The organism is Paenibacillus xylaniclasticus (genome assembly GCF_004001065.1).
Taxonomy (GTDB): Bacteria; Bacillota; Bacilli; order Paenibacillales; family Paenibacillaceae; genus Paenibacillus_T; species Paenibacillus_T xylaniclasticus.
In genome coordinates this window covers 290,916-310,588 of the sequence record NZ_BIML01000002.1, presented here as the reverse complement: position 1 = coordinate 310,588, position 19,673 = coordinate 290,916, and the positions used below count along the sequence as shown (strand labels likewise).

At 49.0% G+C, this 19,673-nt stretch carries 17 protein-coding genes and 1 pseudogene; 14 read left to right on the top strand and 4 right to left on the bottom strand.

Annotation, left to right across the window (positions count from 1 at the left end):
• Positions 1 to 2: 2 nt before the first annotated feature.
• The 10 genes and pseudogenes from PXY01_RS03340 (at position 3) to PXY01_RS03300 (ending at position 10,625) form a co-directional block, all read left to right on the top strand.
• On the top strand, positions 3 to 1,031 hold the full coding sequence (locus tag PXY01_RS03340) for an ABC transporter permease (protein WP_127567257.1): 1,029 nt from the start codon (positions 3 to 5) through the stop codon (positions 1,029 to 1,031).
• The gene (yjfF, locus tag PXY01_RS03335) at positions 1,024 to 1,986 is read left to right on the top strand and encodes a galactofuranose ABC transporter, permease protein YjfF (RefSeq protein ID WP_127567255.1); all 963 of its coding nucleotides are present in this window, start codon (positions 1,024 to 1,026) and stop codon (positions 1,984 to 1,986) included. The genes PXY01_RS03340 and yjfF overlap by 8 nt, the downstream gene beginning before the upstream one ends.
• A 120-nt stretch (positions 1,987 to 2,106) precedes the next feature.
• Positions 2,107 to 3,570 carry a glycoside hydrolase family 43 protein gene (locus PXY01_RS03330; RefSeq protein ID WP_127567253.1) on the top strand — a complete coding sequence of 488 codons (1,464 nt, stop codon included), beginning with the start codon at positions 2,107 to 2,109 and terminating at the stop codon, positions 3,568 to 3,570.
• Positions 3,571 to 3,905: 335 nt separating this feature from the next.
• Positions 3,906 to 6,251, top strand: a pseudogene (locus PXY01_RS03325) (heavy metal translocating P-type ATPase); the annotation flags it as partial.
• A 54-nt stretch (positions 6,252 to 6,305) separates the two neighbouring features.
• A complete protein-coding gene (locus PXY01_RS23470; RefSeq protein WP_174721793.1) occupies positions 6,306 to 7,154 on the top strand; it encodes a DUF8832 domain-containing protein in 849 nt (282 codons plus the stop codon).
• A gap of 33 nt (positions 7,155 to 7,187) precedes the next feature.
• Positions 7,188 to 7,388 (top strand): copper ion binding protein, encoded by a 201-nt coding sequence (locus PXY01_RS03320; protein ID WP_127567252.1) that lies wholly within the window; start codon positions 7,188 to 7,190, stop codon positions 7,386 to 7,388.
• A 216-nt stretch (positions 7,389 to 7,604) separates the two neighbouring features.
• A complete protein-coding gene (locus PXY01_RS03315) occupies positions 7,605 to 9,155 on the top strand; it encodes a glycoside hydrolase family 43 protein (RefSeq protein WP_127567250.1) in 1,551 nt (516 codons plus the stop codon).
• A 159-nt stretch (positions 9,156 to 9,314) separates the two neighbouring features.
• Positions 9,315 to 9,938, top strand: coding sequence for a CPBP family glutamic-type intramembrane protease (locus tag PXY01_RS03310; RefSeq protein WP_246027783.1), 624 nt, complete (start codon positions 9,315 to 9,317; stop codon positions 9,936 to 9,938).
• 111 nt (positions 9,939 to 10,049) lie between these two features.
• The gene (locus PXY01_RS03305) at positions 10,050 to 10,250 is read left to right on the top strand and encodes a copper resistance CopC family protein (protein ID WP_127567246.1); all 201 of its coding nucleotides are present in this window, start codon (positions 10,050 to 10,052) and stop codon (positions 10,248 to 10,250) included.
• A 39-nt stretch (positions 10,251 to 10,289) separates the two neighbouring features.
• Positions 10,290 to 10,625, top strand: a complete 336-nt coding sequence (locus tag PXY01_RS03300) for a copper resistance protein CopC (protein ID WP_127567244.1) — start codon at positions 10,290 to 10,292, stop codon at positions 10,623 to 10,625.
• Positions 10,626 to 10,707: 82 nt separating this feature from the next.
• Here PXY01_RS03300 and PXY01_RS03295 read toward each other — a convergent pair whose 3' ends face one another.
• Complete coding sequence (locus tag PXY01_RS03295; RefSeq protein WP_127567242.1) at positions 10,708 to 11,607, bottom strand: LysR family transcriptional regulator; 900 nt, start codon at positions 11,605 to 11,607, stop codon at positions 10,708 to 10,710.
• Positions 11,608 to 11,766: 159 nt separating this feature from the next.
• On the bottom strand, positions 11,767 to 12,528 hold the full coding sequence (locus PXY01_RS03290; protein WP_127567240.1) for a YheC/YheD family protein: 762 nt from the start codon (positions 12,526 to 12,528) through the stop codon (positions 11,767 to 11,769).
• Between the two features lie 235 nt (positions 12,529 to 12,763).
• Here PXY01_RS03290 and PXY01_RS03285 point away from each other — a divergent pair, with 235 nt between their 5' ends.
• The 3 genes from PXY01_RS03285 (at position 12,764) to PXY01_RS03275 (ending at position 16,397) form a co-directional block, all read left to right on the top strand.
• On the top strand, positions 12,764 to 13,810 hold the full coding sequence (locus PXY01_RS03285; RefSeq protein WP_127567238.1) for a YheC/YheD family endospore coat-associated protein: 1,047 nt from the start codon (positions 12,764 to 12,766) through the stop codon (positions 13,808 to 13,810).
• A gap of 147 nt (positions 13,811 to 13,957) precedes the next feature.
• On the top strand, positions 13,958 to 15,013 hold the full coding sequence (locus tag PXY01_RS03280) for an NlpC/P60 family protein (protein ID WP_246027776.1): 1,056 nt from the start codon (positions 13,958 to 13,960) through the stop codon (positions 15,011 to 15,013).
• A 280-nt stretch (positions 15,014 to 15,293) separates the two neighbouring features.
• Positions 15,294 to 16,397, top strand: coding sequence for a CapA family protein (locus PXY01_RS03275; RefSeq protein ID WP_127567236.1), 1,104 nt, complete (start codon positions 15,294 to 15,296; stop codon positions 16,395 to 16,397).
• A gap of 98 nt (positions 16,398 to 16,495) precedes the next feature.
• On the opposite strand, the gene PXY01_RS03270 is transcribed toward PXY01_RS03275, so the two are convergent.
• Both PXY01_RS03270 and PXY01_RS03265 read right to left on the bottom strand, forming a co-directional pair.
• Entirely contained in the window at positions 16,496 to 17,014 is a 519-nt protein-coding gene (locus tag PXY01_RS03270) for a C40 family peptidase (RefSeq protein WP_246027775.1), read from the bottom strand.
• 291 nt (positions 17,015 to 17,305) lie between these two features.
• A complete protein-coding gene (locus tag PXY01_RS03265; RefSeq protein ID WP_127567234.1) occupies positions 17,306 to 18,508 on the bottom strand; it encodes a hypothetical protein in 1,203 nt (400 codons plus the stop codon).
• 188 nt (positions 18,509 to 18,696) lie between these two features.
• Here PXY01_RS03265 and PXY01_RS03260 point away from each other — a divergent pair, with 188 nt between their 5' ends.
• On the top strand, positions 18,697 to 19,650 hold the full coding sequence (locus PXY01_RS03260) for a VanW family protein (RefSeq protein WP_127567232.1): 954 nt from the start codon (positions 18,697 to 18,699) through the stop codon (positions 19,648 to 19,650).
• The last annotated feature ends 23 nt before the right edge of the window (positions 19,651 to 19,673 follow it).

The window sequence follows — 19,673 nt, the reverse complement described above, 5'->3', positions numbered from 1 at the left end:
GGATGGTTAAGCACCATTTGTTCTGGCCGACTGTCGTATTGGCGGCACTGCTGTTGTTTAATTTTGTCTATTCTCCCGATTTCTTCTCGATCATCGTCCGGAACGGGAATTTGTACGGAAGTTTAATCGATATTCTTAATTTCGGATCGCCGCTCATCATCATTGCATTAGGAATGACGCTTGTGATCGCTCTTGGCGGCATCGACTTATCGGTTGGTTCCGTTGTCGCAATTACCGGCGCTATCGCCTGCTTAATGATTCGTAACGGTTCAGATCAGGGCGCATGGAGCTTAGTTCTTATGGCAATCGGCCTCTCGATTGCGGCTGCAATCTTGTTGGGGCTGTGGAATGGCTTGCTTGTATCGGTAGTCGGTATGCAGCCGATCATTGCGACCCTCATTCTCATGGTTGCGGGCCGCGGCATCGCGCAGTTGGTTGCAGACGGTCAAATCATAACGGTATCCAGCAAGCCATACAACTATTTAGGAGCAGGGTCACTTGCCATGCTGCCATTCTCGATCTTCATTGTAGCTGCTGTGTTTCTTATTGTTTCACTATTAACGCGCCGGACGGCGCTCGGGCTGTATATGGAGTCAATCGGCTGCAAGCCGACAGCAAGTCGGCTTGCCGGCATCCGCTCGAGGGCGGTTATTCTGCTGGCATATATGTTCTGCGGCTTGTGTGCGGGAATTGCCGGACTAATATTGAGCTCGAATGTTTCCAGCGCTGACGGCAATAATGCCGGCCTATGGTATGAGCTCGATGCGATTCTAGCAGTCGTCATCGGCGGAACTTCGCTTAACGGGGGACGCTTCTCGCTCACCGGGACATTAATTGGCGCCCTGATCATCCAGACGCTGACCACGACGATCTATATGATCGGCGTTCCACCGGAGATTACACTAGTCGTGAAAGCAATTGTCGTTCTAGTGGTATGTCTGATTCAATCCGCTTCGTTCCGTCAAGCAATCGCTGCTCGGTGGAGAACTCGTCATTATCCGGCGGAGCAGGAGGTCAAAACGCATGCTTAATCGGAGATTTATTCCAATTGTCGTAACCGTGTCGCTATTCTTACTTATGTTCGCGGTCGGGTCGTTCCGTTACACGGGATTTTTCTCTCTGCAAGTGTTTAACAATTTGCTTATCGACAATGCCTTCCTGCTCATCGTGGCTGTCGGTATGACGTTCGTTATCGTATCTGGCGGGATTGATTTATCCGTCGGGTCGGTCATTGCGCTAACGACGATGGTGTCGGCCAGCCTGCTGCAGCAGGGGTGGCCTCCATATGTCGTTATACCGCTCGTGCTGCTGATTGGAGCAGTATTCGGCTGGGGAATGGGAGCGATTATTTACTATTTCAAGATTCAGCCTTTCATTGTGACACTGGCCGGCATGTTCTTGGCAAGAGGGTTATGTTATGTCATCAGCATTAATACCATTATTATCGATGACGCCTTCTATACGAAGATGGCGCAGACCAAGGTTAACCTTCCCGGGGGAACTTTTATATCGATTAGCGTCATCATCGCACTTGCAGTTGTAGCGGCAGGGATGTATATCGCTCACTATACGAGCTTCGGCCGTAATACTTACGCGCTGGGCGGCAGTGAACAGTCGGCGCTTCTTATGGGTCTAGCGGTGAAGTCGACCAAGATCAACATCTATATGTTCAGCGGCTTATGCTCTTCACTTGCCGGTGTTGTATTCACGTTCTATATGCTGTCGGGTTACGGGCTGCATGCGATAGGGATGGAGCTGGACGCCATTGCAGCTGTGGTCATCGGCGGCACGCTGCTTACCGGCGGGGTCGGCTACATTGCCGGTACGTTCTTCGGGGTATTGATTCAAGGCGTTATTCAGACCATTATTAGCTTCGAAGGAACGTTAAGCTCATGGTGGACCAAAATCGTCATTGGCATGCTTCTCTTTATGTTCATCATTCTTCAGCGGCTTCTCAGTGGGAGCCGATCAGCGCTTAGAAGCTAATAGAAATAGACAGACGGCTGGCAGCAGCCGTCTTGTTGTATTTGTTCTTCTAGCAGGAGAATAAGGATGAACAGTCGAATATTTACCAAATCATACTAACCACAACAGGAGCTGAGGCTAATGAGTGAACAGTTGAGTACGAATAGGGATAGATTTTCTCCCGCGATTGGCAAAACGCCACCGAACGGCAATCCGCTTGTCGCATATCAATTTGGAGCGGACCCTTATGCTTTAGTGTACAAGAACCGGGTTTATTTATATGCAACGAACGATGTACTCGACTATGACGAAGATGGAAGTGTTAAGGAGAATACGTACAGTAAAATTAATAAGATCAATATGATTTCATCCGATGATTTGGTCAATTGGACGAATCACGGCGTTGTGAATGCTGCCGGACCCGAAGGCGCAGCGAAATGGGCAACGCAATCATGGGCGCCGGCGGCGGCTCATAAAGTGATTGACGGCAAAGATAAGTTTTTTCTCTACTTCGCCAATAACGCCAGCGGAATTGGTGTGCTGACGAGTGATAGTCCAACAGGGCCTTGGATCGACCCGATCGGTAAACCGCTTGTGGCGCGTACGACCCCTGGCGTAGAAGGAGTCGTATGGTTGTTCGACCCTGCGGTGCTAGTTGATGATGACGGGCAAGCCTATATATATTTTGGCGGGGGCTTGAGAGAAGGAGAGGAGGCCGCGCCGAACACAGCACGCGTCATGAAGCTGGGCGACGATATGATTAGTGTCGTCGGCGAGGCACAGGTCGTTCCGGCTCCATACATGTTCGAGGATGCGGGCATTAACAAGATAGGCAAGACGTATTACTATACGTACTGCTCCAATTTCTATGACGGGATCCGTCCGGAAGGCAGTCCTCCGGCTGGCGAGATCGCTTATATGACAAGCAGTAGTCCGATGGGGCCGTGGCAGTATCAGGGCACCATTCTTAAAAATCCAGGACACTTCTTCGGAGTAGGCGGCAACAATCATCATGCTATCTTTCAATTCCAGAATCAATGGTATATCGCTTATCATGCGCAGACGCTGTCTAAAGCTATGGGCGTACCGAAAGGGTACCGTTCCACCCATTTAAATCAAGTTTCGTTGAACCCAGACGGTTCGATTCAAGAGATCATGGCTGACCTTCAAGGAGTCGAGCAATTGAAGCCGCTGAATCCTTATGTGCGGCAACGTGCGGAGACGATGGCATGGAGCGCGGGTATCCGTGTGCAGCCGATTGCAACGAAAGGTATGGAGACGGCCAATGTAAAGCTAGCTGTGACCGATATTGATAACGGCGATTGGACAGCCGTATCGAATGTTGATTTTGGTGAAGGCGCGCAATCTTTTGTCGCTTCCGTATCCAGTATAAGCGAGGGCAGCAGCATCGAGCTTCGTCTGGACAGTCCTGAAGGCAAGCTAGTCGGAACGTTGGGCATTCCATCCAGCAATGAAAGCGAGGGTTGGGTCGAGGCATCGACCGCTGTAACGGGAGCCGAAGGCGTACACCATCTATATTTCGTCTTTAGAGGTGAATCTAATCGGAAGCTGCTGGCCTTCGATTCGTGGCAATTTATCCAATAGATCAGAGCTTGTTATTGTTAGCGCTTGAAGACCACAAACCGATGAATCGGTTTGTGGTCTTTCGCTATGCAGCTTTATGATTTGCAGTTCTTTATCTTTGGTTACAAAGTTGAAAATGTACCTAAGTGAAGCGCGGTCTGTCGATTTTTCGTTTGAAAGAGAATCGCATGAGTTAATAAAATGGTGAAAAAAGCATTTACATAGGGTAGGGGGGTATAGTATATTATGTATATAACAAGGTAACAATTTAAAACATAAGAGGATAGAAGAAGGTGAACAGCGTGACTTCGACGCAAGCTACTAACAACCGACATGCGACATTGCAAGTTACTGGTATGACGTGTGCAGCGTGCGCTAACCGGATAGAGAAAGGCTTAAGCAGGCTGGATGGCGTTGTACAAGCTAATGTTAATTTTGCACTTGAGCAGGCGTCGGTTGAATTCGATCCGTCCAAGGTTAATCTGTCGAATTTGGAACAGAAAATTATCGATCTTGGATACGGTACGGTTAACGAGACAATCCAGTTAGATATCGTCGGCATGACTTGTGCCGCATGCGCAGCGCGTATCGAGAAAGGTCTTAATAAGCTGGAGGGCGTCAAGGCCTCCGTCAATTTCGCCCTCGAGACGGCGCATGTAGAATATAATCCGGCAATGATTACGACAACCGACGTCATCAAGAAAGTGGAGCAGTTAGGCTACAAAGCGAAGCTGCAAGAACAATCCGGCCAAGACGGCGATCATCGGCATAAGGAAACTCGCAGGCAGCAGGCCCAGCTCCTGTTGTCTGCCATTCTGACATTGCCGCTCTTATGGGCGATGGTTGGACATTTCTCTTTCACGTCATGGATCTGGTCGCCGGACCTGTTCATGGAAGCATGGTTCCAATTCGCGCTCGCAACGCCGGTCCAATTCATTATTGGTGCCCGTTTTTATATCGGAGCTTATAAGGCATTACGCAACGGCAGTGCGAATATGGATGTACTTGTGGCCCTCGGAACATCGGCCGCTTATTTCTACAGTTTATATTCGACCATTTGGGAAACGTCATCGGCTTTGTACTATGAGACGAGCGCTGTATTAATTACGCTTATTTTGCTTGGAAAGCTGTTCGAGACATTGGCTAAGGGGCGTTCATCCGAAGCGATTCAATCGCTAATGGGACTTCAAGCCCGTACGGCGACCGTCATTCGCGGCGATGAAGAAGTGAGCGTGCCGGTGGAAGAAGTTGCGGTAAGCGATATCGTTCTCATTAAGCCAGGCGAGAAAGTGCCGGTAGACGGTGTAGTCGTTGAGGGAGTCTCCTCAGTTGATGAATCTATGCTCACTGGAGAGAGCATACCGGTCGAGAAGCGTGCCGGGGAAGCGGTTATTGGTGCGACGCTTAATAAGAATGGCGTGCTGAAGGTACAGGCGACCAAGATCGGCAGAGATACGGCGCTGTCACAAATTATTAAAGTCGTCGAACAAGCTCAAGGCTCCAAGGCTCCGATTCAGCGGATTGCGGATGTCATCTCGGGTGTGTTCGTTCCAATTGTAGTCGGCATTGCAGTCCTTACCTTCTTGCTCTGGTACTTCGCTGCAGAGCCGGGTGACGTAGCTGCCGCGTTAGAGAGTGCGATTGCGGTGCTGGTAATCGCCTGCCCATGCGCATTGGGGCTTGCAACGCCTACGTCCATTATGGCAGGGTCTGGTCGTGCAGCTGAGCTCGGCATTTTGTTCAGAGGCGGCGAGCATTTGGAGAACACCCATCGGGTAACGACGATCGTACTTGATAAAACGGGTACGGTCACGAAGGGGAAGCCTGAATTAACCGATGTTCAAATTGAGCAGCACTTACAGGAGGCACAAGTGTTAGCTTGGGTTGGTGCAGCTGAGAGAAATTCCGAGCATCCGCTCGCAGAGGCAATCGTTGCCGGCGTTCGAGATAAAGGGATCGTCATGCCGCAGGCGGAATCGTTTCAAGCTATTCCGGGATATGGCATTAAGGCCGAGGTGGAAGGCAAGGACGTCATGGTAGGCACGAGAAAGCTGATGGCGCAGTACAACGTGCGGATCGACGAGGCGCTTAAGGAGATGGAACGGCTTGAGTCGGAAGGCAAGACCGCTATGCTTATTGCGGTAAACGGGCAATATGCCGGTATGGTAGCTGTCGCGGATACGATCAAGGAGACGTCACAGACTGCGGTTGAGCGAATGAAGACACTTGGACTTGAAGTCGTCATGTTGACAGGCGACAACGAGCGAACGGCGAAGGCGATTGCAAGTCAGGTCGGCATCGATAATGTAAGAGCGGAGGTGCTGCCGGACGGCAAAGCCAATGAAGTGAAGAAGCTTCAAGAGTCGGGCGAAATCGTGGCGATGGTCGGAGACGGCATTAACGATGCTCCAGCCCTTGCAACTGCAAATATCGGGATGGCTATCGGTACAGGTGCGGACGTCGCAATGGAAGCTGCGGATGTTACGCTAATGCGCGGTGATCTGAACAGCATTCCGGATGCCATATCCTTGAGCAAGAAGACGATGCACAATATTAAGCAAAATCTGTTCTGGGCGCTCGGATATAATGTTATCGGCATTCCAATTGCCGCGGTGGGCTTGTTAGAGCCATGGGTGGCCGGAGCTGCGATGGCGCTAAGCTCGGTCTCCGTCGTGCTCAATGCTCTTCGGCTGCAGAACGTTGACCGGGTAAGAGGGATAAAGGAACGTCAAGCGAGAAGGCGGCTGTTGATCGGGATGACGGTGTTAATGGTGATTACCTTTTTGGCCGGGTACAGCTTCGGTAAGCAGTCTAGCTCTGACCTATCGAAGCAGGAGCTGTCCGAATCGAATGCCGTGACGAGCGATCACGGGCATAGCGGTGCCGAATCACATGCAACTGAAAGCAGCGATGCAGGCAAGACCGCAGCCAAAGCGGTATGGACAGTAGACCGCGCGCAAGCAGGACAAGCGACATCGATTCGCATTAAGCTTCAAGACGGTGCTGGCAATCCAATCGATAAGCTGGACATCGAGCATGAGAAGCTGCTGCATTTGATCGTCGTGAGCAAGGATTTGTCCTATTTCAACCATATTCATCCTGAATACGTCGGACAAGGCGAGTTCGTCATTACGAACACCTTCCCGGCCGGAGGAGAATATAAGCTGATCGCCGATTTTGTTCCTTCAGGCGGAAGTAAAGTAACGGAAAGCGAATGGGTTAAGATCGAGGGGAATGAGCAAGCCCCGTTTCCACTAATGGCAGATCAAGGGCATTCCCAAGTGGTGGATGGCATTGAGGTAACGCTTGCTAACGATCATCCTATGCCTGGCGAAGAGTTCGAACTGAACTTCCAGCTTGCTGACGCCGTTACGAAGGAGCCGATAACGGATCTGGAGCCATATTTGGGTGCGGTAGGGCATGTCGTCATTTTAAGTGAAGATACTGACAGCTATTTGCACGTACACCCACTAGAGGAAAAGTCCTCTGGGCCAGATGCGAAATTTGTAACGACCTTCCCGGATCGTGGCAATTATAAAATTTGGGGCCAATTCCAACGAGATGGCCGCCTCATTACAGTACCTTTCGTTGTAGAGGTTTCTTAATTGGTATATTATGATTTATAGGAGGAATGAACAATGACAAATGTAACCTTGCAAGTTAACGGCATGTCGTGCCAGCATTGTGTGAATGCGATTGAGAAAGCGATCCGAGAGATCGGAGGCTCCGCAGCAGTTGATTTGAGCCACAAGTCGGTTACAGTTGAATTCGATGAGAGCAAGCTGACGCTGGATGCTGTTAAAGCCGCGATCGAAGACCAAGGCTACGACGTCGTCTAATTCGGAATTCGTATATTGATCAAGCAGTGTCCGCTATGAGCGGGCACTTTTTTTATTTCGGTATAACAACATAATACTAGAAGGTCGATTGGAGGGACTTCGTAGGGGATGCAGCCGGCGATCTGACGGAAATGTCTGGAGAAATGCTCAGCGCTCTTTTATAATTTCATCTATAAAATATTCTATCATGAGCGACTGGCAGGAGGAGAACCGTACATGCATGCTAATCCGATCATTTGGGCTGATTATCCTGATTGCGATGTTATACGAGTCGACGATACTTATTATATGGTGAGTACGACGATGCATATGATGCCGGGCTGTGTTATTCTGCGTTCGTACGACTTGATTCATTGGGAGACGGCGACATATGTGTACGATGTACTAGACAATACGCCTGCGCAGCGGCTGGAAGGCGGCCGGCATATTTACGGACAAGGCATGTGGGCGGCAAGCCTTCGTTATCACAAAGGGAAATTTTATGTCTGTTTTGTTGCGAACGATACCCGTCGAACTTATCTTTATACGGCATCCCATATTAATGGTCCTTGGACTAAGCAATATATCGATGGGTTTTACCATGACTGCTCTTTGCTATTCGATGACGATGACCGTGTCTATCTGATCTATGGCAATACCGAGATATACGCTACAGAGCTGAAGGAGGATTTGTCCGGGCCTAAGCCTGGCGGACTTCACCGGATCATTGTTCGAGAGCGGCAGGACTGCTACCTCGGTTATGAAGGCGCCCATGTGTACAAGATCAACGGCATCTATTACGTATTTCTCATCCATATGACCAAAGCTGCCGGTCGCCGAACTCAGGCTTGCTACGCAGCAGACTCGTTAGAGGGTGAGTTCGCCGGGGGCGACGTATTTAATGACGATATGGGATATTTCAATTCTGGTGTTGCCCAAGGCGGGATCGTAGATACACCCGATGGGCAATATTATGCGGTATTGTTTCAGGATCATGGTGCGGTCGGTCGCATTCCGGTTCTCGTGCCGCTCGTCTTTACGAACGGGTTTCCGGTATTTGCGAAGGAAGCGCCGAACACGATTGACATTCCGAGTACTAGACCGGGATATGTGTACAAGCCGCTCGTTGATAGCGACGCATTTCGTTATACGCCGGATGAGAATGGCAATGTCCGATTGAAAGACGTATGGCAATGGAATCATACTCCGAATAATCTTTATTGGTCGGTAACGGACAAGCCTGACGCGTATCGGATTCGGTCTGGGACGATTAGCCCGAATCTGACCTTTGCCGTCAATACGCTCACTCAGAGAGCAATGGGGCCGGCCTGCGAAGCGGTGGTGACGATCGACGGCAGCGGACTGAATGACGGAGACTATGCCGGCATATGTTTCCTGATTGGCACATACGGCCTGATCGCGCTAACTCGGGAAGCGGGGCAATATTACTTGGCGATGGTCGCAAGGCAGACCGATGACCTGTCCATATTCGGAAATCTGGTTGATGATCAACCGGGTACAGAGCTCGAGCGTATTCCGGTTCGCAGCCCTAAGGTTACGCTCAAAGCGTATGGCGATTTTGTTTCCAATCAAGACGAATGCACATTTTTTTATGAAGAAGATGGGCAGTGGAAGCAGCTTGGAGCCGCTCATCGAATGATATATAAGCTGGATCATTTTATGGGCTGCCGGATTGGGCTGTTTCTCTATTCCACGGAGGAAATCGGTGGGATTGCTGACTTTAGCAGCTTTGAGTATAAGGTGATAGATTCCGATATAAATCGATAGTTTATCTGATACAAGATTACAATTTGATGTTTAAATTGGTATAATTCGTTTAATTTACTAAGTGTTTTATTAAAAAAGTCGAGACCATTCCATACCATTTTCATGTAAATTGAAAATACGCTCTTCACGATTCATTAGAGGGGTGATGCTGTGGTAGAAATGGTCTCGCTTGGACTAGCGGTAGGGATAGCTTTTTCATATCGAATCGTTACGAAGCTGCTCGTGTTGACTCGTATATCGAAACGGGTGAAATCGATTGAGACGACCTCGATCTGCATTTGGGGATTAGGCGCGATTGTCACAGCCATTCTCATTCAAGATCAATATGTATTCCAGGTTCCGGTTGTCGATACGAACGTTTTTATATTAGCGGCGATCATCATGCTGGTGAATACAGTTCTTTCTCACTTTGTATATTGTCAACCGACAGGCAGTACCAACATATTTTTTGGGGCTGTGGTGTTTCCTTTATTACAAGAAGTGGTTTTTAGAGGCCTTCTGCTCCCGGTTCTCAATCCTTCGTTCGGATTCGTCGTAATCGAGATGTTCGAAGTGCAGGTTTCGTTATCGGTTCTTGTGTCTGCCTTATTATTTGCCTTCGCTCAATTGCAATATGACCAATCGAAGGGGATAAGCGTATCCAAGCTGTCGATTGTTTTTATTGTGGGAGCATTATTCGGTGTTATTGCTGATTCTACACAGTCAATTTTCATTCCGGTACTGCTTCATATCGAGTATAAGTTGCTCGCGAATTATTATTCAAACAGAGAGAAGGTTGAATAGAGGGCGTTAATAGCTGTCATGTGGTGCGAGAGTATAGCTCATTGGAGTCATGGCTTTCGAGTAGAGGAATGTTATGATGGAAGGTGTAAGTGTAAAGGAGTGACGGAAGCGATGAGAAAGCTAGGAATGACATTGTGTATCGTCTTATTCATAGGTTTGCAAGCGGCTAGCACGACGTATGCACATTCAAGTCTGCATAAGGCATCACCAGGCAAATCTGAGGTCATCAGGGAGCCGTTAACTGAAATTATGCTTACGTTCAATACAGTTATTGAGAAGGATAGCCGTATTGATGTACAGAATGAAGCCTGAGAGAGCTTAGCGATTAACCTCGAGCACGGCAATGATAGCATGACGGGACGATTGGAGCAGCCGCTCCCGAACGGTAAATATACCGTCAATTGGACGATAATTGGTGAAGATACTCATTCGGTGAAAGGTAAATATTCGTTCGTCGTTGATATTCCGGAAGCTCCTGCTCCTTCGGATGCTGAGCCTGCCTCGTCTGCTGCTTCGGCATCATCTTCTCAGACGATAACGGCTGCGGATGCAGCGGATTTGTCATTGTCTTCAAGCACATCGGCTTCGCTTGACGCCAGGTCAACCGCTGGAATCGCTATACTCGTCGTGTGTGTAATCATTGCCGTCTTCGGTGTCCGAAGTATTGTAAAGCGGAATAAGCAATAAGCTGGGATGTACCTGATGTTAGAGGAGCTGCGCCGAGGTCTACGGAGCTCCGGACAGCTCCATTAAGTTCGATTCACTAGTATTACGGTGATACTGTCTGCTGTTCAATCCGCTCAATAAATGCTTTTGCCGCAATCGATAGCGGAATGTGGCGAAGCGTCATGATGCCTACCTTCGAGGGCGGCAGCGTCACATCAAGCTTGACCTCGAACAACGACCCCTCCTCCAGCTCCTTCGCGACGAATTCCCGAGTGACGAACGAAATGCCAAGCCCTTTGCGTGCAAATTCAATCAATAGATCAACGCTTCCGAGCTCGATCTCCGGCTTCAGCTCGCAGCCGTGCTCTCGGAACAGCTCCGTTACGGCCATGCGGGCGCGGCTGTTGCGCGAGAATAGAATGATCGGATATTGCGTCAGCTGCTCCATCGTCAGAGTACGGTTTCTCAGCTCGTTAAAGCGAGACCCCGCAACAAAACAGTCCTGCAGCTGAATGCCTTCCTTCACCTCGAGCTGAGGATCAACTATGGGCAGCCGGACGACACCAAGGTCGATACTGCCTTCCTTCAGTGAGCTAATAATTTCGGGCGTCGTGCCGTGCGTTAGATGGATGCCGACGCCAGGGTAATGCTCATGGAACGTCTCCAGATAAGGCAGCAGGTAATGCTTAAACAACGAGTCGCTGCCGCCGATTCTAAGCTCACCTGAATCCATGCTTTTGAACTCCGCCATTTTCTCTTCCGCTAATGTGATGAACGTATAGGCTTGTTCGATATACGAGTAAAGCACACTGCCTTCTTGCGTCAACGTGACGCCGCGTGCGTTGCGTATAAATAATGTGACGCCCATATGCTCTTCAAGCTGCTTGATGGCGTGGCTGACGCTTGGCTGTGTCAGGAATAACGTCTTGGCTGCTTGCGACAAGCTTCCGGATTTGGCAGCCAAATAAAATACTTTATATAGCTCAAAGTTTATCATAGACATCGTTTATATCCCCTGTCGAATATATCGATTGCTTATATAGCGATTTCAATTACCGCTATTATACTGGACAATCCCATTTTGCACCAGTATTGCTGCTCATTTCGATGGCGCAGCCTTAGGAGGCTGCGCCATTCAAAGGGGAAGCAGCGGCATGCTAGGTTAAGCGCCGCCTGAACGAATCGATTTGGCTGAAGAGGCAATCTTGGCGAACAGATTAGGATTCGAGTGATGACGGAATAAGCGGTAATGCGGCTTCGTGTTAGCCTCCAGCAGCCAAATCTGTTTGTTGCGGTCAATGGCTAGGTCTAAGCCAAGCTCCGTAATACGAGGAAAGCTTTTCTTCATTGCTGCTGCAATTTCGTCGGAAAGCTGCTTAATCCGCTGCTCCCATTCGCGGCTTTCGTCTACAGACACGCCGAGCGCCTGGTGCAGCTGAATCGCGCGTCCACCGTTGCTGTAATTCGTCACAATTTGATTAGGCGCCGCAAGCTTTCCCATCACTCCGAAAAAACGCCAGTTTCCGTCTGGCTTAATGTGAAGAAGCGCCCGAAAGTCAACCGGCTTACCCTTTAGTTGGATGAGATCGATACCCTGCTGTACGAGATAACGCTGTTGTCCGATTAGCTGTGCAAGCTTCTTAGCTGCGTTATGAACATGCCGATAGGCGTAAGCGTTATCCTCGGTACGGATCATGTAGCCGCCACCTTTCTCACTAATCGTGGACACCTTCATGATTCCTTTTCCCTGCATTCCCAGATCAGGCTTAACGAATACAACTTTATGCCGTTCAATCATATCGATAAAAGCCTGCTGGCTAAAGAGCATCGTATCGGGCAAATATTCCCGGAGATTCGGATAAGCCCATAGCGCCTCATGCTTCAACCATTTTCTGCCGGGATATCGAATTTGTTTGGCCTTCATATGCAGGGATCTCCTCCGTTGCTTAATAAGCTAAGCTGCCCTCATAGTCCAATAGGCCGCCACACACTACGTTGTATATCGTATTCCGCCAAGGAACGATGCGTACCTAGCGTGGGCATGAATACGGGTAGGCATTCGTTTATACTAGCCACGATTAATTGACATATCATATGAAGAAATTTTAATGAGCTGTAGTAACCGATCTGATCTCGAAAGGAACAGGTGACTGTACGGCATGCACAATTATTTGGGAATCATGACACATCGGGTATCGCGTCCAAGCAGATTTCATCGTTACGTCGTATCTGCCAAGGCTGAAAATTTTGATGGTGTTATTATGTATACCCCAAGCGATGTCGATATGAAACGGCAGCGAGTAAACGGGTATATTTATCAAGGCGGCAGCTGGGTACGAAAGTCGGTTGCGTTTCCTCGCATCAACATTGACATCGGTTTTTACAATGAGGCGGATATGTGGAAGGCGTCGAAGGTGAAGCAGTGTCCGGCGCTCCAATTTACGGGCTATGGCCTGGGCAACAAGTGTCGGATTCAGAAGCATCTTAAGGCATCCGACTATTTAAAGCCGTACTTGCTTCCGACCGTGCAGGCGCGGTCGTCATCCCAATTCGCCGCTTTCCTGCATAAGCATGGAAGCGTTATGTTAAAGCCGATAAACGGCTGGGGTGGTCGGGGAATTATACGCTTCACGGATAATAATAACCGAACATACAAAGTGCAGACGAACGGCAAGGCGGCGCTTAATCTGTCGTATGCTGGAATGATCACTTATGTTAAAGGGATTTTGCAGCAAGGCAGATATGTCATGCAGAAGTGGATCGATATACGCAGCAAGGAAGGTCAAGTATTCGATATTCGAGCGTTAATGCAGAAGAATGGGGAAGGGAAGTGGCAGTTGAGCGGCATGGCCATACGCGAAGGCAAGAACGACAGCATCACGTCAAATATTAAGAGCGGAGGCCATGCTCACGAGGTTCAAGCGTATTTGGAGAAGCAATTCGGCGAGGACAGCAGTAAGGCACTCGCAAGCTCTATTGTCGAGGTCGCGGAATATATTCCGCCTTATATAGAAAAATCATACAAATCCCGGCTGTTCGAGCTCGGAATCGATCTGGCGGTCGACCGAAGCGGAAAGCTGTGGCTGATTGAAATCAATATTAAGCCTGGAAAATCAATTATGCGCCGAGTTTACGGCCGTAAGGCATGGGAAAGATGCTTGCAGCATCCATTCGAATATGCCCGGTATCTTACGTGCGGCAAATGATGAATGAAGCGTGTTTTCGGTGGAAAACGCGCTTCACTTTTGTTCCAAAAGGTTACAATCTAAGCACTATTGGTGTAATGTACCAGTGAATGTGCCGAATTCTTCATGCTATTATGGTGGTACATCCCAGATAGGAGTTGTTGTTGTATGAAGAAGAAAATCGTGGCACTGACACTGGCGTTATCGCTTAGCGCTTCGGGCATGGCATTCGCTGCAACAAGCTATACGACTTCCAGTGCTGTGGCGAAGTATAACAAGTACATTAATGCGGATAGTTACGTGAAGGATGAGCTATATAATGTGGCAGACTTTCGTACGAAGTATGTAAGCATGAGAGGGACGCTTGCATACGAGGTTGTGGAACGAGCAATATGGTATATGGAAAATGGTTACTTCATATATGGTCACGGTACAGACGCATATGGCAAGTACGGTTATGAGGATTGCTCCGGCTTTACGCGGCTTGTATACGGCGACATGGGGTATAACATTACCGGCACTTCGGCGAATTACAATTCGGTCGGTACGAAGGTAGCTGGCGTCGGCAAGAAGAAAGTGAACGGCAAATGGCAGTTAACGGGCGTCGAAAACCTTAAAATCGGCGATATTATTACCTTCCAGGAAACCGATCACATTATGCATGTCGCGATCTATATGGGGACGAACCGCGATGGACAGCCTGTCGTTATCGGGACGCGAGGAGACGGTAACCCAACAGCGCTCGGAACAGTCGACGGATGGCAATATTGGTGGGGCGAGAACTTCCACTCCGCTCAGCGCGTGCTGCCTGAAGCAGCATTCACCGGTATGGCAGGCAAGACCGTGAAAGCGCCAACAATTCCGAAGCAGTACGTTCTCCCTCCGCAGAAGGAAGTTCCGAAGTGGACTGGAACGGTTCCAGCAGGCACAGGCAGCGAAGAGGCAGTAAATCCTCCGGCTGCGACGACGCCAGTAGAAACGACCAAGCCTAGCTCTGGCTCTAGTTCGAGCAATAGTCAACAGCAATATGTAATGACGAAGAAAGGCTGGGTATCGTTGAAAGCGGGCGCGAAGTCAAGCAGCTCGACAGTCGGCCGTCTCCAGCTCGGCCAGAAGGCGGAGCTTGTGCGCAAAGTGAATTCCTATTGGTATGAAGTGAAAATGAACGGAAAGACCGTCTATATCACGACGAACAGTACATATACGAAGGTTGTTAAAGGTTAATTATTGATGGATGCAGGAAGGCATGCATAACTGGGATGGAGCCTTATACGTATCGTGAACGTATTTGTGCGACATTTAGGTATGCATGTCTTTTTGCTGTAAGTGGACAAAAGGCGCGGTATCTATGATCGTGCTGTACATGGGTGAAAAAGATAGGCGTCTATCCGATACCGGATGTTCGCCGTTGGTCATATGCTAGCTATAGACCTATGCCCCTCGCTCTTGCAGGTGAAGGTTAGATCTCCATTAGACCTGTAAAAGCTTAGAACGGAGTTGACATATGAGCACGGACATTACGATAGCCGCAGTTGGAGATTTTCTGATGAAGACGCGGATTATTAATTCTGCCCGGGTTGCAGGAGGTAACCAATATTCCTTCGATAAAATATTTGAGCAGGTAGCGCCATACTTACGGGAGGCGGACTATACGATCGGCAACCTGGAGACGACGTTCTCAGGAGCCGGGCGCAACCCGACCAAAGCGATGCTCGAAAAAACCTATTCTATCGTAAAAAGAAATCCGCGAACCGGCTGGCCGATGTTTAACTGCCCGGACCAGTTCGCCGACACGCTGAAAAATTTAGGCTTTAACGCCGTATCAACCGCGAACAATCATTGTATGGATTGCGGAATTGCAGGCTTAAAGCGAACACTCGACGTTCTGGACAACGTCGGCATTGCGCATACGGGGACATACCGTACGGAGGCGGAATCGCACCGTTTTCTCATCCAAGAGGTGAAGGGAATCCGTATTGGTGTACTTGCATACACGAAGACGACGAACAAGATACCGGTGCCCAAGGGTCGAGCTTGGGCGGTTAATCTTATTCAACCGAACAAAATCGTAAGCGATATTAAAAAGCTGAAAGCACAAAAGGTCGATCTCGTTATTGTATGTATACATGTCGGCCGGGAATACAGCATGTGGCCGATCGAGCGGCAGAAGCAGCTGACGCAGCTTATGCTTCGAAGCGGGGCGGACATTATTCTTGGAGCCCACTCTCACGTCATACAGCCTGCGTTGTTTTATCAGACGAAAGACTCGTTGACGAAACAGAAGTTTGCAATCTATTCGCTGGGTAACTTTATATCAACCCGGTTATATCGTAACGATCATACGTTGACAGGGCTAATAACTAGGCTGAGTATTCGGAAGGAAGACGACGGGACCATCCGGATCATGAAGGTGGAATGTATACCGACATGGGTGCGTATATCACGCGTCGGTCCGCGCAGCGTGTTTCGGGTTGTGCCGCTTGGCGAGACGGTGAAGAGTGAAGCTAGCCGCAGAAGTGCGGAATGGGCGCGGATGAAGGCGAGCTATGAGCATGTAAAGAAGCATTTGAAATGTCAATGTGATGCCCCGGAAATCGTTGTCATCTAAGCTTAGTTAGGTAATAGTAATGCAAAGCAAGCCGCCCCGCAGCTCTAGATCGAGTGCAGGGTGGCTTATGATTGGTGTGCACTGAGGTGTGCGGTGGATTAATAAATGACGCGGCGTGCATTAATAAATCTCGATTTCCAGTAGCTGCTGTTCAGGTTCGATATAATGACGTCGTTCTTCGTACCGGCGTTATGGATGATTTTTCCGTTACCCATATAGATCGCAACATGGCCGACATCTTTCTTGTTGTTCGGGTTCAGCCAGAAGAAGATCAGATCGCCCTTCTTAAAGTTGCCCCATGACACACTTTGGCCGACCTTCGCTTGATCATCATCGTCGCGGTTCACAAGCTTAACGCCTACATTAGCAAGACGATATACGAGATATGTGTAGCCGGAGCAGTCCGTTTTATATGGAGCCACATTCTCTTGACGCTGGGACCAGTGTACATATTGAACTTTATTTTTAAGAGAAAGGGCGGTTTGAACAACCTTCTCACGTTTCGCGTCCAGGGATGAGGCAGATGCGGCATAGCTGGCATCATTCAATAATGCGGCAGCAGGAAGGCTCACGGCCATCAACGCAAGTGCGATCTTCGTTTTCAGTCCTTGTTTCATTTTGTTATCTCTCCCTTTGATTACGTTTCGTTGGCATGCTTGTATTATAAAAGCTAGAAAAGAACGAGATAAATAATCAGATATTGGCAAGATAACTATAATGAGATGTCGATTAACTTGAACATATCAAGCCCCGCGCCTATATTCGCCGAAGCTGCTTGCAGAATCCAGCAAATTCTAAGGAAACACTCATTAAATTTTAAGTTGTTTATATGTATCTTATATAGTATGCTAGAGATTTTATGTCTTTTCGCTTCATAGTGTATGTTAAGAAGCCGCAATGCGAACAATTCATTGTGGATTGTTCACATTGCGGCTGGAATCCGTATCGATGCGTACTAGCCGCCAAGGTGCGGAAGTAGAAGGGCGATTGAACGTGAAATGAAACATCGTGTTGTGCTGTGCTCCGCCCTTCATCCGATATGCGACTGGCAGCTGAACCTCTGCTGTTAATTGGTTGTTCCATTCATTACTCTTGCCGCCGGATGTTGCTGAATGATTACGACGGCGATTCGTTGTGTCCCGTATAGAATCTAATGCGTCCATTCGGGTCAGGGCATTGTTAAACTGATCTTCCTGCATACCCAATGTAATTTGATGGACTATGGCCCGATCCCGATGGTTCAGTGCTTCGATATAGCTTCTGGCGATGAGGAGCGGATCGGCGTCGTCCAAATAAGATTGAAGCTCTCCGGACGCCTTGTGCACCATAAGCTGATGGGCTAGATCTGGCGTATCGGACTTGTGGGTCGTACTTAAATAGAAATGAATGCAGAAGTGGCCGGAGAAATCATTATCAGGAATTCCGTCACCGCCGTGCGGCATTCCGTTCATTGAAGCCGCGATCCAGTCCATGTCCGTTCGAACAAGTATTGCGCGGCGGTTCCATGACCATTCTCCGTTAAAAATTTGCTTCATAATCCGCGTATCCGCTTTGGTGACCGGTTGAACATCGGCATGATCTGAACCCGCCCGTCTCTGGACGCGGAATCGAAGTCCCGTCTGCAAATCCGTCACAGTAAAAATACTTTTGTTCGGAATGAGACGTCTCACTTCATCCCAAGGGAGTTTTCGGCCGTAATATTGGCCTCGAACCGTCTGCGCTAAAGCTTTCATTGTGTTCGCGGTCTTAACGGGAAGCTCTAGCAGCTGCTGATTCGCGGCATTCCACAGCCGTCCATCCTCACTCAGTCGATATGTTGCATGATGGACGCCTTGCGACAACTCCACTTCAAGATCGGGATAAAGCACCGGTTGAGCGGTATACGTTTGCCATCTCGCATGCTTGATCTCACGGGTTAATGTCGGACTGTTAATCGTAAGCCAGCTGGACATATCGGCTGTATCGTCTACATGAACGATGAAAGTTAGTTGGATCAGCTCCACAGGCTTAGCTGCGCTGGCTTGTGAGCTGGGTCCAGACCATAGCAGCCAGAGGACTGTCATCAGCATAAGGGCAGCATAGCCGCGGTAAATAGCATGCATGCCGTTCATTCACCTGCCTTATTGAACGGATATAGATGGTTAGCTCATAAGCTCTGCAGCTTATTGTGTTCCACTCATTTCGCCTTTATGTGATCTTATGCTTCCAAAGTATTGGCGGATTGGACACGGCTAACAAGCATAACGTGCAGTATTTTAAGGCAAATTAGCGATGATCAAATTAGGAGGTCGTACAACGCATGTTCAAAGGTTTTCGTTCGCTGGGCTTGTGCGGTCTGCTGTTTATTTATCCGCTAACGCCTAGTAATACGCCGCTGACGATCGAGCTGCACGGCCAACCGGTTACTGCCATAAATCGAAGTGAATATATGGCCAATATTCCCGGCTTGCCCGTTGTGGATGAGCAGAAGGTAGAGAAGCTGATGGATTCGCTGGAGAAGAAGACGAATAGCCCCTTTGTGAATGCAGCTCTCGATGCAGGCGGAAGAGTTATACAGGAGAAGGTCGGATATCGGCTCGACCGTCAGAAATTAGCAGAACAGCTATACGGGTATCTAATCGAAGGGGGGCCGACGCGAACTGAGCTGCCGCAGATTACGATTTACCCGCGAGTCGACAGTGAATTGTTGATGATGATTAAAGAAAAGCAGATCGGTTATTATACGACTTACTTTAATAGCCGGAACAAGAACCGCTCCACGAATATTGCTCTTGCAGCGAAAGCGATTAACAATTATGTCGTCTTTCCTGGAGAGACCTTCTCGTTCAACGGTGTCGTTGGGCAGCGCTCAACGGACAAAGGATATATGCGCGCTCCGATCATCGTACGAGGTGAAGTCTCCGAAGGAATTGGGGGAGGTATATGCCAAATCTCCTCCACCTTGTTCAATGCAGTAGATCGGGCGGGCTTACAAATCGTGCAGCGGTACTCACATAGCCGTAACGTGCCGTATGTACCGCCCGGACGCGATGCGACTGTGAGCTGGCACGGGCCGGACTTTGTGTTCAAGAACCGGTACAGCCAGCCGATTCTTATTCGCGCCTTTGTATATGGAGGACAGGTAAGCATAGGCATTTTCTCATCTGAAGCGATTGACCATGAGCCTCGTCAAGTGCCAAGCGCCTCAAAGAAGCTGCCGGAGGAAGTACGGATGGAGCAAAGCGTAAATTTAAATTTGAGTATGGCGAAGTAGAAGTTAGCTTACAGCTTGCGAAG